This is a genomic window from Listeria sp. ILCC796 (genome assembly GCF_900186175.1).
GTDB lineage: Bacteria > Bacillota > Bacilli > Lactobacillales > Listeriaceae > Listeria > Listeria goaensis.
Window position 1 is genome coordinate 24,445 of sequence record NZ_FYBV01000005.1, and the last position, 14,737, is coordinate 39,181.

Below are 14,737 nucleotides of genomic sequence, written 5' to 3' on the forward strand. Positions count from 1 at the left end.
GAGGATATACATTTTATGAAATTAGTAGTAGTTAGCGACAGTCATCATGAACATGACTGCCTGCTTCGTTTAAAGGAAAAATATGAAAACAAAGTGGATGCTATGATTCATTGTGGTGACTCTGAACTTGAAAAGGATGATCCTGCTATTCAAGGCTTTCAGACGGTACGTGGAAACTGCGATTTTGGCGCTGACTTTCCTAATGACCTCGTTATCGAGGTCGGCGAGTACCGTATTTTTGTGACGCACGGTCATTTATACAATATTAAAATGACGTTAATGAACTTACGCTACCGGGCGCGTGAGCTTGATGCTGACTTTGTCTTTTTTGGCCACTCACACGAGTTGGGCGCTGAACTCATTGACCAGACGCTCATTTTAAACCCTGGCAGTATTTCTTTGCCGCGAGGTCAAATTCGCGTGAAAACCTATGCTTTAATCGAAAGTGTTCCTGAAGGGATTTGCGTAAAATTCATGGACGAAGATGATCAGGAGCTGACGGAGCTGACGCAAGTTTTTCCGCTTTTGAAGGCTTGAAAAAGTTCTCTTTTTGCAAAAATATAAGCGAACTTGCATAAAACCATTGACAAACGAATGAAATCGAAATAAAATGGTACTTGGCTGTTGAAAAATTAGCCATTTGTCCTGATAGCTCAGCTGGATAGAGCAACGGCCTTCTAAGCCGTCGGTCGGGGGTTCGAATCCCTCTCAGGACGTTATATTGAATTTTAGTGATACCAAGCTTTTCGGAGTTTGGTGTCTTTTTTGTTACTTTATGCAACGATTCAATATAAAAAACTTTTTTAATAGATAAATGCAAAAAAACTCAAAAAGTTAGGCTTTTAGTCTAACTCTTTGAGGCATAACATTTGTGGGCCAATTTTTTAGATTTTCGAAATATAAAGTGTATCTACTTTTCCATCATCGTCGGTGTCTGCTTGTAAAATTGTAAAATGCATGTCGCCGCTTTGGCATTCGTAGCCTGTCGAGCCGGAGCCATCTTGCATGTCAGTTAAAACAGTTGTTTCTTTTGGAATATAAGGCGATGCAAGGTCTAGCAATTTATCTTGAGATGCTGGAAAGTCTACATTTTTGTCTGTTACATCTGCTTGGATAAAAATAATTTTATTGTTTGCATCTACTGTATAAAATTCCGTTTCATACATGTTGGTCCAATTATCGGTAGTTTCGTGTAAGCCTTCTGTTTGTAAAGTTTGCCCGATAATGTTTTTCGGTTGGGTGTTTTCTTTGCTAGTCTCTTCTTTTTTGGAAGTATTTCCTGAGCAGCCAGATAGGATAATACCAAATATAAGGAGGAAGCCAAATAGTAAGGCCATTTTCTTCAAAATCATCATTCCCTTAATTATTTTTCACATTTCATTATAGCATTATTAAGATGCGATTTAAAAATTTTCAATATTAAAAGAATACGCCTTATTATGTATATTCTTTTATTTTTCTTTTGCGATTATTAGCAGTATAATCGCTAATGTGAAAAAAATAACATACGGGAGATGAAAGGATGAAAAGGTTAAACTCGGAAGATTACCGGGTCTTAATTTACCTCCATGAAGCGCATAAAGAAGATGATTCAGGTTACTTAAAGGCACATTATCACAACCTCAAACGTCTTAATCGTCACGGATTTTTGACGGTTGTTTATAATGAGAAACGCTTGCCTTATCTTATCATTTTTACGAAAAGAGCGAGCGATTTATTTAGAAATCGACATCGGCAAAGATATGAACACGAAAAAATTATGCTAGAATATAATATTTGACTTTAAGCCTTGTGATTTTTCGCAAGGTTCTTTTTTATCTAGTTACTTCGTTCCAGTATATTTTTAAAAGATGACTTTCGGACTGTATACTTTTGTTGATTAATTTAATACAATTTAAACGAACGTATGTTCTTTTTTAGGGAGGGGGCGAAATAAAATGAATTTACCTGGCGAAGAATTTGACCGAGGTATCCAAAAATGGGGTGGCTTCATTTTAAGTGAACATTCAGAGCAAATTGAACATGAGAAGAAGCATTTAAATTGGAAAGAGGCAATGAGTGCGAAAAACATTGAAATGATATTAAGCGAAGCATTGCTGCATCAGCAAACTGTCATTATTCAGCAGAAATTGCCAGTGTATAACCCGGATGGTTTTCCGGAAGCAGACTTAATTGGACGAATTGTTGGCATTCAAGATGGCGATATTTGGCTTAGAAGCGGGGAGAAAAACGTAAAAGTATTTTTTGATAGTATTCATCATGTGGCATGTAAAGAAGGCGAATCTAAATGGTACACGTAATGGATTATCAGCATGTGCCGCGAAAAGATATTTTATGCATTGATGTAAAATCATTTTTTGCGAGTGTGGAATGTGTTTCAAGGGGACTTAATCCGCTTACTACATTTTTAGTTGTCATGAGCCATCCGGAAAATAGTGGGGGATTAGTTCTTGCTGCGACACCGCTCATGAAAAAAGTGTTTGGCATTCAAACGGGAGCGAGAAGATATGAGCTTCCAAACGATCCACGCATTATTGTTGCGCCGCCTCGTATGAAACATTATCTGGCTGTTAACTCACAAATACGGGCGGTTTTTTTACGATATGTGCCTAAAGAGTATTTTTTGCCTTATTCGATTGACGAAGTGTTTTTAGATGTGACTGGTTCGCATCGCCTTTTTGGGACGACTACAAGGATTGCGGAACAAATTCAAGCGGATATTTTAAAGGAAACAGGGCTTTATGTCACTTGTGGCATTGGCGATAACCTGCTTTTGGCTAAATTGGCACTTGATATTGAGTCGAAACATAGTTTTACGAGACGAGCGGAATGGCGGTATGAGAACGTTCCTGAGAAGGTGTGGCGCATTAAAAAGCTCACGGATTTCTGGGGCATAGGGGAGCGAATGGGGCGGAAGCTTAGGGATATTGGCATAAATAGCATTTATGAGCTTAGCCAAACAGAGCCAGGGCTGCTCAAGAAACATTTTGGGGTAATTGGGCAGCAGCTTTACTATCATGCGCACGGTCTCGATTATAGCCGTATCAATGAAACTTATAAACCTATCGAAAAATCTTTTGGGAAAAATCAAATTTTGGAACGCGACTACAAAGATGCAAAAGAAGTTGTGATTGTCATAAAAGAAATGGCCGAAGAGATGGCGTCGCGCCTTCGCAAAAATTTTGTGGACACCAATCGGGTGTTTTTGAGTATTGGTTACAGCAAATATAGTCCAATTCGAGGCTTTAGACATCAAATTAAAATCCAGCCGACAGATTCGAGTGTGCGGCTTAAAGCCATTTTAGAAATGCTGTTTTGGAAATATTATCAGCAGCAATCTGTTCGCGTCATCGCCATTTCATTTGGTGGCATCGCACTAAAAAAGGGCTTGCAGCTTAATTTGTTTGAGAATCCTATTAAAACGCTGCAAATGGAACAATTAGAGCGAACAATTGACAAGATTCGCGCGCGCTATGGCTATAAAGCCTTAATGCATGCGAGCAGCCTTTCAAGCGGGGCCACTGGAATGAAGCGGTCGACGTACATTGGCGGGCATCAAGGGTAAAAACCGCTAAAATTTTTAGCGGTTTTTATTAGACATCTTTCAACTCTTGCTTTTTTGCGAATAACGTGCTTTTTTGAGCGATCTTTTTCCGGAAGCGATAGGTAAGATAAATGGAACGTAGCAGTAAATCGAGTCCAATCGAAAGCCAAATGCCGGCAATATCCATCTGAAGCCATAAGCTGAAAATAATCACGCCGATAATCCGGACGCCCCACATGCCAATAACCGTGCTATATAAAGGCGATTTCGTATCACCCAAACCTTGAAGAGCGCCTGTAAGGATTAAACTAATCGCTAAAATAGGCTGAATAAAAGCATCGATGCGCAGAGCGATTATAATTTTATGCAGCGCTTCTGGGTCTTGTGTAAACCAACTGCCAAATACAGGAGCGAAAAAGAAGAGAACGGCGCCAAAAGCACTCATAATTATCAGCCCAATTTTAGCAGACAAAAATCCCAATTGTTTCGCTTCCTGATAGTTTTTAGCACCCACACTCATACCGACAAGTGTTGTCGCCGCAATGGCAAAACCATAACCAGGCATATAAGTGAAGCTTTCAATAGTCCCAGCAATCGAGTGAGCGGCGTATGTTTTAATCCCTACAGCTACAATTAAGCTGAAATAAAGTACTTGTCCTAGACGCATGACAAGCCGCTCCAAAGCTGCGGGAATAGAGAGGCGAATAAGCGCCGAATAATTGGATTTTCGGAATAATTTGCGGAAAGAAAGATGAAAATCAGTTTGTTGAATTTTCATGTATAGTAATAAACAGCCAATGAGCCTAGCGATAACAGTCCCAATTGCACTGCCGACTACGCCAAATGCGGGGATAAATCCGATACCAAAAATCAAGATGTAGTTTAAAAGAACGTTCAAAATATTAATGACGAAACTAATTTTCATAGGTGTTTTTGTATCTCCGGCAGCGCGTAATACGCTTCCCCATACAGTCATCAAAGAAATGAAAACGGAGCTTCCGCCAACTATAGAAAGAAAAGGGACTGCATAAACTAGAACGGAATCCTTAGCGCCCATTAACTGCAGGAGTGGAGAGGCAAAAAGGAGTGTAAGGACACTAAATAAAGCTCCAACTAAAATCGCAATAAATGTAGATTGAGAAACGATTTCTTTGGCAGCGGTTACTTTTTTATCGCCTAGATAGCGCGCAATTAGTGAGGCAGTTCCAATCCCTAATGCGAGAAATATGGCAAGGTAGACGGCAAGAATGGTGTTAGCAAGCCCTACGGCAGTGACGGCAAGCAAACCGATTCGAGCAACCATTAGCCCATCAACAAACCCCATCATAGTTTGAAGGAGGTTCTCAATCGTAGCGGGGATAGCCAAATTTAAGATTTTTCTAGTGGGGGATAGCGCTTTATGATGCATAGATACACGTCCTTAAGTTAAAGTATGTTCACTATTCATTCAGAAAATTGTACCATGTTCTTTTATGAAAACGCAATCCCATTTCACAAGATGTTTGTCTAAAAAAAGAAGGGGAAAATGATTTAAAATAGGAGGAAGGGAAGTTAACGACGTGAATCCATATATTAAAGAAACGAATTTAAAACGTGAGATTTATCCTTTGCCTGAAGATATTCATCAGTTGTTGAAAGAACATCAAGTTTTAGAAGCCTATAAAAAGCGCCCAGATTTTCAAAAAAATGATTATATTGGGTGGATTGGACGCGCAAAACGTGAGGAAACTCGCCATAAAAGAATCGAACAAATGATTACAGAGCTAAAAGGTGGCAAAAAATATATGAATATGGATTATGAAGGGAAATAGGAGGAAGCAATACTAGTAAACCCCACCGAAAATCAATTCGGCGGGGTTTACACGTGTTATTTCTTAGTCGTTGCGTCCCTTTTTAATGAGTTTATAACGTAAATGGTAACATGCAATTCCTAGAAAAAGTAAAAATAGTCCTAAAAGCAAATTTTCAATGTTACTAAAATCCCATGAGAGGGAGATACCAATATTTATGACCCCTAAAATACTAAATAATAAGCTAACAACAAGGAGGAAACGAAAGGGAATAGTAGAAAACTTCATAAAATCGCCTCACTTGTTTATTGAATCGAACTTATTTTAGCATAAAAAATCAATTTATTCACTTGTTATTTGTTTTGTAAACCCTTCACCAACAACACTTTGGGCATCATTAATAATGAAAAAGGCTTTTTCATCATGTTTGTTAACAATTTTGGTAAGTGGCAAAAGTTGCTGTCTGCTAATGACGATATAAAGAATTTTCTTATCTTCTTTTTTATAATAGCCTTGTCCGTCAAACAGAGTCATGCCACGACCGATTTTTAAATCAATTTCACGAGCGATATCTTCATATTTATCTGAAATGATAGTAACGGATTTTTTAGGATTAAAGCCTTCTAAAATTAAGTCGAGTACTTTTGTAGAAACATAGAGTGAAACAATTGTGAAAAGCATGTTTTGTAAGCCAATAATAAAAGTTGAGGGAATGACAACGATGAGGTCAAAAAAGAGGAGCGCATAACTTGTATTCCAGCCAAGATATTTATTCGCAATTTTAGCTAAAATGGCACTTCCTGCTGTTGTTCCACCACCGTGCATAATAAGTCCCATACCAAATCCCATTAACACGCCAGCAAAAATAGCTGCGATAATCGTTTGGTCAGTTACAAAGGTTATATTTTCGGTTAGACGTAAAAAAAGTGATGTAAAAATAATGGCTATAATTGTAAGAATAATCGTCAACCGATCCAAAAATTTATATCCGATAATAAGCAAAATCCCATTGAAAATTAAAGTAGTAATAGCCGGTGCAATTCCAAGTGTGTAGTATAAAATCATCGTAAGTCCCGTAACACCACCTTCACCGAGATGGTTTGGAATCGCAAAAACGTTTACTGCTAGCGAAAAAATAAGCGCCCCTATAATAATTTTCGCAAAATTAAAAGCCCATTTTTTATTCATAGTATAACCCCTCTCTTTTCCTAGTGAGCAGAAAAAGACCCCGAGCATCCCAAAAGGGTGTCGGAGTCTTTTTGTAAAAAAGCATTAAGGCAATCGCCGTTAACTGTCTCACCATAAAAACATAAATTCTATTACTAAATTAGCATAAAATTTTTAAAATGGCAACTCAATTTTTTTAAGAAAATATCGCTAGAATAGGCATAAGATTAAGTAAAACAAGCCCTAACAAAACAGAGATGACAATTTTTATAACAAGTGGCTTTTCACTTTCTGCTTTTTTCATGTGGAAATCCTCCTTTGATGATTACTTTTTCCAATGAACAAATTCATTTTTTAGCGGCATATAAGTGGCCGTCTTTTTCTTGTAAACTTGAAGCGCTACAATAGCTCCTAAAGTTGCAGGAAAAACGATTGCCATCACAATCAGCAATGTTTGCTTCATGAAAATCGCCCCCTAGGTAGTGAATTATTATAGTATTAGTGTACCACATGCTTTGCCTAAGTAGCTATTTTTATAAATATTTTTCAACAATGGGTGTGATTTTTTCTTTATAGTTAAAAATATCTGTGACATTCACTAGCTCAAGTTCAGTTTTCTTTTCATCATTTAAAATAATAAACTTACGGGAGTTATTAATATAAAGTCTAAGAATCCATTTACGAATATTATCATCAATGAGAATGTTGAAATATGATTTGTTATCTCTGTAGTAAAGTCGTTCCAAATCGATTGAATCTTTTAATACTAGTTTCGTTGTAGCAAAAGCTTCAATTTCTTCTTCGGTTGTTATAGTTTCTTTTTCGTTTGTTTCATGTAGACTAGTTTCTTCATCTTCTTTGCTTAAGTTTACAGAATTATTTAGGGCAGCATTTAACTTACTATTCACTTGTTCAGAAATAAATTGTCTAAATCCTTTTTTGATAACTGGTGTGAATTTATCAATTACAGCTTTTGACTTTTTCCCCTCATAAATTTCGGTCATAATAAATTTTACAAACTCTTCACTAGGGTCATTTAATTGTTTGGTTAGAAATTCTTTTATAGCTCCAAGATATTTAAGATCAGAAGCTGCTTTCGAGATATTGATTAGGTCAAATTGTTCTTTATGAAACTTGAAAATTTCAGCTTCTTGTCCATCTTTTAATTCGGTTAAGTGAAACGAGAAGAAAGGTTTACTATCCATTTTATTCGTTTCATCTAAATCAGTATAAAAACGATATTCGTTACCATTTGTCAATATTCCGATTTTAGCAGAGGTTGTCCCAAAATATCGAAACAGTTGAGAATCGTGGTTGTTCAATTTTTCATTGATTGATTTAGCTTCAATTAAAATAAGTGGTTTCCCATCTTCTAATATGGCGTAATCTACTTTTTCTCCCTTTTTTATACCTACATCAGCAATGTATTCTGGTGAAAACTCTAAGGGATTGAAAATATCATAACCTAGAGTTTGAAAGAAGGGCATAATTAATGATGTTTTTGTGGCTTCCTCTGTAGTAATATTTTCCTCTAATTGCTCTACACGTGCGCTTACAGAAAAAAGTGTCTTAGAAAACTGTTCAAAATCCAATATCCTTCATCTCCTATTATTATAATGTGATTATTTTGATAGTCAAAAGCATGTTTAGGATGTATTGCTTTTCCCGAGTAAATAATCTGTACTTACGTCATATAAATCAGAAAGTTTTACAATCATTTGGGCATCAGGTTCACGTGTCCCGTATTCCCAGTTAGCATAAGTACCTAAATTTTTCAAACCAAGCTTATGTATAACCAGCGTTTTTGTCCAACCTCTGTCTTCGCGTAAGCTTGTGAGTCGTTCACTTAAAATGGTCATACTGGTACCTCCCTCATAGTTAGAATTATACAATATATAAACAGAAAATATAGTTTGTTAAACGAAAAGTGTAACATCTTAAATTGTATTAAAATATTACATGACACTAAAAAAACCGGTTATGCTAGATTTAAGCATGACCGGTTTTTTTAGTTGCCTTTTTCTTAGGCGTATTTGATTTTCTTTTAATGAGTGAAATAAGGCTGATGATGAGGGAAATGACGTATTCGCCAAAGCTTGCTAAGAATAATGCAATTGCAATTTCGGTTTGTTTCATACCACCACCATAAAAGCTGATAAAAAATATGATGCCACTGGCTACTAAACCTACCGTCGCCAAAAAGTACTTAAACCAGCGCCATTTCACAATGAATTCAAATAAAAGCAGAGCCGCAACAAAGCCTGCAAAAATAATTAAAGTTAGTGGAATTAATGTCATGTTTCTTCTCCTTATCGTTAATTTCGAATATATTTTTCTAATTTTAACCATTCTATCATACCACAGGTTTAAAAATATGATAAGGGGAAAGAAAAATACTAGGAGGTTTTGTCGATGAAAGATATCGTTTTTTATGATGGAAATTGCGAATTTTGCAAGGAAGTCAAACGAATAATGATGAAATTAGACAAAAAAGGCCAGCTAAAATGGCAGCCGCTTCAAACATACAAAGGGAGCTATTTTTCAGCAAGTGAACTACACGAACAGTTGCATGTTATAAGCGAAAATGGGCGTATTTATCGCGGCTTTTATGCCGTACGCAAAATCCTCATGCGCTTACCTTATTGGAAATGGCTAGCTGTAGCCTTATATCTTCCGGGAATTCCTTTTTTTGGCAGAAAAATATATCGCTTAATTGCGCGAAAACGTGGTAGAATAATGTATTATATTAGAAAATATCTGCCGCATAAAAATGTGAAGTGTTTGAAGAGGGAAGCGTGAATAGTTTGGAAATGCCATTTAATTTAGCCTTTAAAATTATTGAAAACGTCTATAAAAGTGAATCGAACATTCATGAACTTGTCAACGATCGTTCAAAATCAGGTAGGATGAATTTGCCAAGTAAAACGGATTTTTTATGGACGATTTACCAACTAGAAGAAGCCGGATATGTTTTTCGCTACCACAGCAACCACGGCATCCGTTACAGCAGAACAGAAAAAGGCGATTTATTATATGAAAAGTACAAGGATGTGCCACCAAATGAATGGCCGGAATTTTTAACAGTAAATTAGGGTTGCAACGGTATGTTCCGTATGTTATTCTAAAAAAGAACGAAATCAACTCTTATCCAGAGCGGTAGAGGGACTGGCCCTTTGAAGCCCAGCAACCTACACTTTTTGTTGTAAGGTGCTAACCTGAGCAGGAGAAATCCTGACCGATGAGAGCGAAGGTACGAACTTTCAAGCCTTTTCTCTATGCCTGTCTATGTAGAGAATAGGGCTTTTTTTCTTGCCATACGCGGATGGAAGAGATTAAAAGGAGGAACTATCAAATGACTGAAAATCGTCATTTATTCACGTCAGAATCTGTTTCTGACGGGCACCCAGATAAAATTGCAGACCAAATTTCTGATGCAATTTTAGACGCTATTATCGCAAAAGATCCAGATGCGCGTGTCGCTTGTGAAACGACCGTGACAACTGGACTCGTTCTTGTAGCAGGTGAGATTACAACATCTGTTTATGTGGACATCCCGAAAATTGTTAGACAAACGATTAAGGAAATCGGCTATACGCGTGCTAAATATGGTTTTGATGCAGAAACATGTGCCGTTTTAACAGCGATTGATGAGCAGTCGCCCGACATTGCGCAGGGCGTTGATGAATCTTTGGAATCGCGAAACGGAGAAAAGGAAACAGATTTACTTGCGACTGGAGCCGGCGATCAAGGCTTGATGTTCGGTTTTGCGACAGATGAAACAGAGGATTTAATGCCGCTACCGATTCATTTAGCGCATGCGTTATCACGAAAAATTGCTGAGTTAAGGAAATCCAAAACGCTTGATTATTTGCGCCCTGATGCCAAAACACAGGTGACTGTAGAATATGATGAAAACAACCAGCCTGTGCGCATCGACACGATTGTCATTTCTACGCAACATCATCCTGAGATTTCAAATGACACGATACGTGAGGACATGCTTAAAAAAGTCATTCATGCGGTCATCGAGGAAAACTTGTTAGACGCGGAAACAAAATATTTCATTAACCCGACAGGTCGGTTTGTTATTGGCGGCCCGCAAGGCGATGCGGGGCTCACTGGGCGGAAAATTATCGTAGACACTTACGGCGGTTATGCAAGGCACGGCGGCGGCGCTTTCTCCGGTAAAGATCCGACCAAAGTTGACCGTTCCGGTGCCTATGCAGCCCGTTATGTGGCTAAAAATATTGTAGCAGCTGGACTGGCGAAAAAGGTAGAAGTACAGTTAGCCTACGCAATTGGCGTCGCACACCCAGTTTCGATTTCTATTGAGACCTACGGAACAAGTGATTATTCTGAAAAAGATTTAATTGCAGCTGTACGTGCCAATTTTGATTTGCGTCCCGCGGGGATTATTAAAATGCTTGACTTGCAACGCCCAATTTACCGGCAGACAGCAGCATTTGGACATTTTGGACGTTCTGATTTAAACTTGCCGTGGGAGGAAACAAATAAAGTAACCGACTTAAAGGCTTTCTTAAATCAACTTGCAAGTAAACTATAATTTCGAAACGCTGCTTCTTTTAGCGGCGTTTTTTTATTATTGAAACTGTGCAAATCGTCGTGCTTTATGATATGATAGACGTTGTGTAATTGAGAAATCAAATGAAATTTAAAATAGAGGAGAATGTCAGAATGTGTGGATTTGTAGGATGCGTTCATGACCGCATTGCTGAAATTACTGGTGAAGAAAAACAAACGTTTAAAGAAATGAATGATATGATTACCCATCGTGGACCTGATGATGAAGGATACTATACCGATGAGCACGTTCAGTTCGGGTTTAGACGTTTAAGTATTATTGATGTGGAAAACGGTCACCAACCGTTAACGTACGAAAACGAACGTTATTGGATTATCTTTAACGGAGAAGTTTATAATTATGTGGAACTTCGTGCATCACTTAAAGCAGACGGCTTATCGTTTGAAACCGAAAGTGATACAGAAGTTATCATCGCTACATATGCGAAATATAAAGAGAAGACTGCCGAAAAACTGCGCGGAATGTTTGGCTTTGTCATTTGGGATAAAGTGGAAAATACCGTTTACGGCGCGCGTGATCCATTCGGAATTAAGCCATTCTTTTATGCAGAAGAAAACGGCAAACTTTATATGGGTTCGGAGAAAAAATCGATTTTACACGCACTGAAAAATAAAAAATTAGATGAAGTTTCCTTACAAAATTATATGACGTATCAATTTGTGCCAGAACCTGACACACTTACGACGGAAGTCAAACGTCTACTACCAGGACATTATTTTACTAAAAAAATAGGGGAAGACATGCAGTTTACGCAGTATTTCAAACCTGAATTTGCAGCCGTTTCTAAGTCCGAGGACACGTTTATTAAAGAAATCCGCGATGTCATGTACGACTCTGTCAAAATGCACATGCGCTCTGATGTGCCCGTCGGTTCATTTCTTTCTGGTGGAATTGACTCCTCGATTATTGCGGCGATTGCGAAAGAATACCACCCAGCGATTAAAACATTCTCGGTCGGATTTGAACGAGATGGCTTTAGCGAAATTGATGTTGCAAAGGAAACCGCAGATAAACTTGGCGTAGAAAACATTAGCTATGTGATTACACCGCAAGAATACATGGACGAACTGCCGAAAATTGTTTGGCATATGGATGACCCACTTGCCGATCCAGCGGCGATTCCGCTTTACTTCTTATCACGTGAAGCGCGCAAACAAGTAACCGTAGCACTTTCAGGCGAAGGCGCAGACGAATTGTTCGGCGGTTATAACATTTACAACGAACCGAATTCACTTTCCATGTTCAACAAAATGCCCGGCGTCTTCAAATCGATGCTTGGCGGCGTTGCTAAAGTGATGCCAGAAGGAATGCGCGGTAAAAGCTTCCTAGAACGCGGCACAACGCCAATGGAAGAACGTTATATCGGCAATGCGAAGATGTTTACCGAAGCTGAAAAACGCATTTTACTGCCCGGCTACATCGAAGGTCACGATTATACGAACATCACTAAACCGTTCTATGATGAAACGAAACACTACGGACCAGTCGAGCGGATGCAATACATCGACATGCATACATGGCTTCGCGGCGATATTTTGCTAAAAGCTGACCGCATGACGATGGCGAATTCACTTGAAGTGCGCGTTCCTTTCTTGGATAAAGAAGTGTTTAACGTTGCGAAACAAATTCCCGCATCGCTTAAGACGACAAACGGAACGACGAAATATATTTTACGTAAAGCGGCAGAGACTTTTGTTCCCGCACACGTTTTAAATCGTCGTAAACTAGGATTCCCGGTTCCAATTCGCCACTGGCTAAAAGAGGAAATGAATGAGTGGGTTAAAACGATTATTCATGAATCGGGAACGGGGCATTTAATTAACAAAGAGTACGTGTTACAACTACTTGATGATCATTGCGCAGGGAAACATGATTACAGCCGTAAAATTTGGACGGTCATCATCTTCATGATTTGGTATTCCATTTATATTGAAGAAAAGTATGATTTTAATAAATAAATGAAAAAGAGAGCGGAAATTAATTTTTTCGCTCTCTTTTTTCAATCGCAACAACAAATGGTGGATTGTTTTGTTGATTGATGAAACCGTATCTGAGAACGTGGAAGTCCTTTTGTGGCAAAGATTCAGCGTAATTTAGAACGGCTTTTTTTTCGGTTTTTCCAGCGTCATGACCGCGGTAGATGACTAAAATGACAATGCCACCGGGAAGAAGTTTCGCTAGCGCTTGCTCGATGCTTGAGATTGTTGTTTCGCTTAGCGTTGTAATGGACTTGTTGCCACCTGGTAGGTAGCCAAGATTATAGATAGCAGCTTTAATTGGTACGGGGACGCAATTTTCGATTTCCGCATGGCTTTTTTGAAATAGTTTTACTTGCGCGGAACAATTTGCTTCGGTGAGTCTAGTAGCAGTATTTTGGACGGCTTCGTTTTGAATATCAAACGCGTACACGCACCCATTTGTGCCGACTAATTCAGCGAGGAAAAGTGTGTCGTGCCCGTTGCCGCAAGTCGCGTCAATCACTGCGTCACCGGGGAAAATAATCTTTTTCAGTAAACCGTGACTAAAGGGAAGAATCCCGTCTAAATTCATGCTTTTACCCCCGAAAAATGTTTTCCTTGATAGCTGTTTCGAAAGACGAGCTCTTGATCAATGGCGTTTAACACCTCAAACTTGTTCAGACTCCACATGGGGCCAATCAAATCGCTAACGCCGCCGTCACCCGTGATGCGGTGAATAACCATCTCTTTTGGCAAAAGCTCAAGTTGGTCACAAACGAGCTTTACATAGTCTTCTTGCGACAAAAATTTCAAGTCGCCACGCTTATAATCCAGAACCATCGGCGTGCCTTTTAGAAGGTGGAGGAGGTGGATTTTAATACCTTCAACGCCGCTTTCCGCTACTTTTTGTGCAGTTTCAAGCATCATTTCTGGTGTTTCTTTTGGAAGCCCATTAATGATGTGCGTACAAACGCGAATGCCTTTTGCGTGTAGTTTGGCGACACCTTCCAAATAAGTCTCATAATCATGAGCGCGATTGATGAGTTTCCCCGTTTCATCGTGCGCCGACTGAAGACCAAGCTCAACCCATAAATAGGTGCGTTCATTTAATTCCGCCAAATATTCCACCACATCGTCTGGCAAACAGTCTGGGCGAGTCGCAATCGAAAGCCCAACAACACCTTCCTCGTTCATAACCGTTTCATACTTTTCGCGTAAAACGGAGACGGGCGCATGGGTATTTGTAAAGGCTTGGAAGAAAGCAATATATTTGCCGTCTTTCCATTTATGATGCATTTTACTCCGCACCTCATCGAATTGTGTTTTCAAGTCAAAATTGCGGTCGCCAGCAAAATCGCCAGAACCAGCAGCGCTACAAAATGTGCAACCACCGCGCGCGACTGTGCCATCACGATTCGGGCAATCGAAGCCGCCGTCGAGTGCTACTTTAAAAATTTTCATGCCAAATTGTTCGCGGAGACAATAATTCCACGTATGGTACCGCTTGTTGTCGCGGCTATAAGGAAAGGGATTTACTTGTGTCACAATACTTCTACTCCTTTTTGTTCAATGTGTTTAGTTTACCACAAATAGTTGACGCATAAAATAAAGTTTGCTATATTTAGTTATGCTTTCTCTTGGTAACGTGATAATAGGTTAAATTGAAAAAGGAGTT

The 14,737-nt window shown here is 38.8% G+C and carries 18 protein-coding genes, 1 tRNA gene and 1 riboswitch; of the genes, 10 read left to right on the forward strand and 9 right to left on the reverse strand.

Going from position 1 to position 14,737, the window contains the following annotated elements; translation table 11 throughout:
• The first annotated feature begins 15 nt into the window (after positions 1 to 15).
• A complete protein-coding gene (locus CFS04_RS06855) occupies positions 16 to 537 on the forward strand; it encodes a metallophosphoesterase (RefSeq protein WP_088809867.1) in 522 nt (173 codons plus the stop codon).
• A gap of 105 nt (positions 538 to 642) precedes the next feature.
• A tRNA-Arg gene (locus CFS04_RS06860) sits at positions 643 to 716 on the forward strand.
• 168 nt (positions 717 to 884) lie between these two features.
• Here the strand turns inward: CFS04_RS06860 and CFS04_RS06865 are convergent.
• Positions 885 to 1,337, reverse strand: a complete 453-nt coding sequence (locus tag CFS04_RS06865) for a hypothetical protein (RefSeq protein ID WP_255377779.1) — start codon at positions 1,335 to 1,337, stop codon at positions 885 to 887.
• A gap of 185 nt (positions 1,338 to 1,522) precedes the next feature.
• Between CFS04_RS06865 and CFS04_RS06870 the strand changes: the two genes are divergently transcribed.
• The 3 genes from CFS04_RS06870 to CFS04_RS06880 all read left to right on the forward strand — a co-directional run bounded on the left by CFS04_RS06870 (position 1,523) and on the right by CFS04_RS06880 (position 3,565).
• A complete protein-coding gene (locus tag CFS04_RS06870) occupies positions 1,523 to 1,780 on the forward strand; it encodes a hypothetical protein (protein ID WP_088809868.1) in 258 nt (85 codons plus the stop codon).
• A 157-nt stretch (positions 1,781 to 1,937) separates the two neighbouring features.
• Positions 1,938 to 2,300 carry a hypothetical protein gene (locus tag CFS04_RS06875; protein WP_088809869.1) on the forward strand — a complete coding sequence of 121 codons (363 nt, stop codon included), beginning with the start codon at positions 1,938 to 1,940 and terminating at the stop codon, positions 2,298 to 2,300.
• Positions 2,288 to 3,565 (forward strand): Y-family DNA polymerase, encoded by a 1,278-nt coding sequence (locus CFS04_RS06880; protein ID WP_088809870.1) that lies wholly within the window; start codon positions 2,288 to 2,290, stop codon positions 3,563 to 3,565. The genes CFS04_RS06875 and CFS04_RS06880 overlap by 13 nt, the downstream gene beginning before the upstream one ends.
• Before the next feature lie 28 nt (positions 3,566 to 3,593).
• Here CFS04_RS06880 and CFS04_RS06885 read toward each other — a convergent pair whose 3' ends face one another.
• Positions 3,594 to 4,952 (reverse strand): MATE family efflux transporter, encoded by a 1,359-nt coding sequence (locus CFS04_RS06885; RefSeq protein ID WP_088809871.1) that lies wholly within the window; start codon positions 4,950 to 4,952, stop codon positions 3,594 to 3,596.
• Between the two features lie 151 nt (positions 4,953 to 5,103).
• Here CFS04_RS06885 and CFS04_RS06890 point away from each other — a divergent pair, with 151 nt between their 5' ends.
• The gene (locus tag CFS04_RS06890; RefSeq protein WP_088809872.1) at positions 5,104 to 5,355 is read left to right on the forward strand and encodes a YdeI/OmpD-associated family protein; all 252 of its coding nucleotides are present in this window, start codon (positions 5,104 to 5,106) and stop codon (positions 5,353 to 5,355) included.
• A gap of 321 nt (positions 5,356 to 5,676) precedes the next feature.
• On the opposite strand, the gene CFS04_RS06900 is transcribed toward CFS04_RS06890, so the two are convergent.
• From CFS04_RS06900 to CFS04_RS06915, 5 genes are all read right to left on the reverse strand, one after another.
• On the reverse strand, positions 5,677 to 6,522 hold the full coding sequence (locus CFS04_RS06900) for a YitT family protein (RefSeq protein ID WP_088809874.1): 846 nt from the start codon (positions 6,520 to 6,522) through the stop codon (positions 5,677 to 5,679).
• 304 nt (positions 6,523 to 6,826) lie between these two features.
• Complete coding sequence (locus tag CFS04_RS12995) at positions 6,827 to 6,964, reverse strand: hypothetical protein (protein WP_162859614.1); 138 nt, start codon at positions 6,962 to 6,964, stop codon at positions 6,827 to 6,829.
• A 70-nt stretch (positions 6,965 to 7,034) separates the two neighbouring features.
• Entirely contained in the window at positions 7,035 to 8,093 is a 1,059-nt protein-coding gene (locus tag CFS04_RS06905) for a type I restriction endonuclease (RefSeq protein ID WP_088809875.1), read from the reverse strand.
• A 54-nt stretch (positions 8,094 to 8,147) separates the two neighbouring features.
• On the reverse strand, positions 8,148 to 8,360 hold the full coding sequence (locus tag CFS04_RS06910; protein ID WP_088809876.1) for a helix-turn-helix domain-containing protein: 213 nt from the start codon (positions 8,358 to 8,360) through the stop codon (positions 8,148 to 8,150).
• Between the two features lie 130 nt (positions 8,361 to 8,490).
• A complete protein-coding gene (locus CFS04_RS06915; protein WP_088809877.1) occupies positions 8,491 to 8,799 on the reverse strand; it encodes a hypothetical protein in 309 nt (102 codons plus the stop codon).
• A 114-nt stretch (positions 8,800 to 8,913) separates the two neighbouring features.
• On the opposite strand from CFS04_RS06915, the gene CFS04_RS06920 reads away from it, so the two are divergent.
• From CFS04_RS06920 to asnB, 4 genes are all read left to right on the forward strand, one after another.
• Positions 8,914 to 9,300: a thiol-disulfide oxidoreductase DCC family protein gene (locus CFS04_RS06920; protein WP_088809878.1), complete on the forward strand. Its 387-nt coding sequence runs from the start codon at positions 8,914 to 8,916 to the stop codon at positions 9,298 to 9,300.
• Positions 9,297 to 9,593, forward strand: coding sequence for a DUF3116 family protein (locus tag CFS04_RS06925; protein WP_244169947.1), 297 nt, complete (start codon positions 9,297 to 9,299; stop codon positions 9,591 to 9,593). Before CFS04_RS06920 ends, CFS04_RS06925 begins: the two co-directional genes overlap by 4 nt.
• 49 nt (positions 9,594 to 9,642) lie before the next feature.
• A riboswitch (SAM riboswitch) is annotated at positions 9,643 to 9,746 on the forward strand.
• A 107-nt stretch (positions 9,747 to 9,853) separates the two neighbouring features.
• Positions 9,854 to 11,065 (forward strand): methionine adenosyltransferase, encoded by a 1,212-nt coding sequence (gene metK / locus CFS04_RS06930; RefSeq protein ID WP_088809879.1) that lies wholly within the window; start codon positions 9,854 to 9,856, stop codon positions 11,063 to 11,065.
• A gap of 131 nt (positions 11,066 to 11,196) precedes the next feature.
• Positions 11,197 to 13,062: an asparagine synthase (glutamine-hydrolyzing) gene (gene asnB, locus CFS04_RS06935; protein ID WP_088809880.1), complete on the forward strand. Its 1,866-nt coding sequence runs from the start codon at positions 11,197 to 11,199 to the stop codon at positions 13,060 to 13,062.
• A 19-nt stretch (positions 13,063 to 13,081) separates the two neighbouring features.
• Here the strand turns inward: asnB and CFS04_RS06940 are convergent, their stop codons facing one another.
• Positions 13,082 to 13,654 (reverse strand): class I SAM-dependent methyltransferase, encoded by a 573-nt coding sequence (locus CFS04_RS06940; RefSeq protein ID WP_088809881.1) that lies wholly within the window; start codon positions 13,652 to 13,654, stop codon positions 13,082 to 13,084.
• Positions 13,651 to 14,607: a TIGR01212 family radical SAM protein gene (locus tag CFS04_RS06945; RefSeq protein WP_088809882.1), complete on the reverse strand. Its 957-nt coding sequence runs from the start codon at positions 14,605 to 14,607 to the stop codon at positions 13,651 to 13,653. The genes CFS04_RS06940 and CFS04_RS06945 overlap by 4 nt, the downstream gene beginning before the upstream one ends.
• Positions 14,608 to 14,737: the final 130 nt, after the last annotated feature.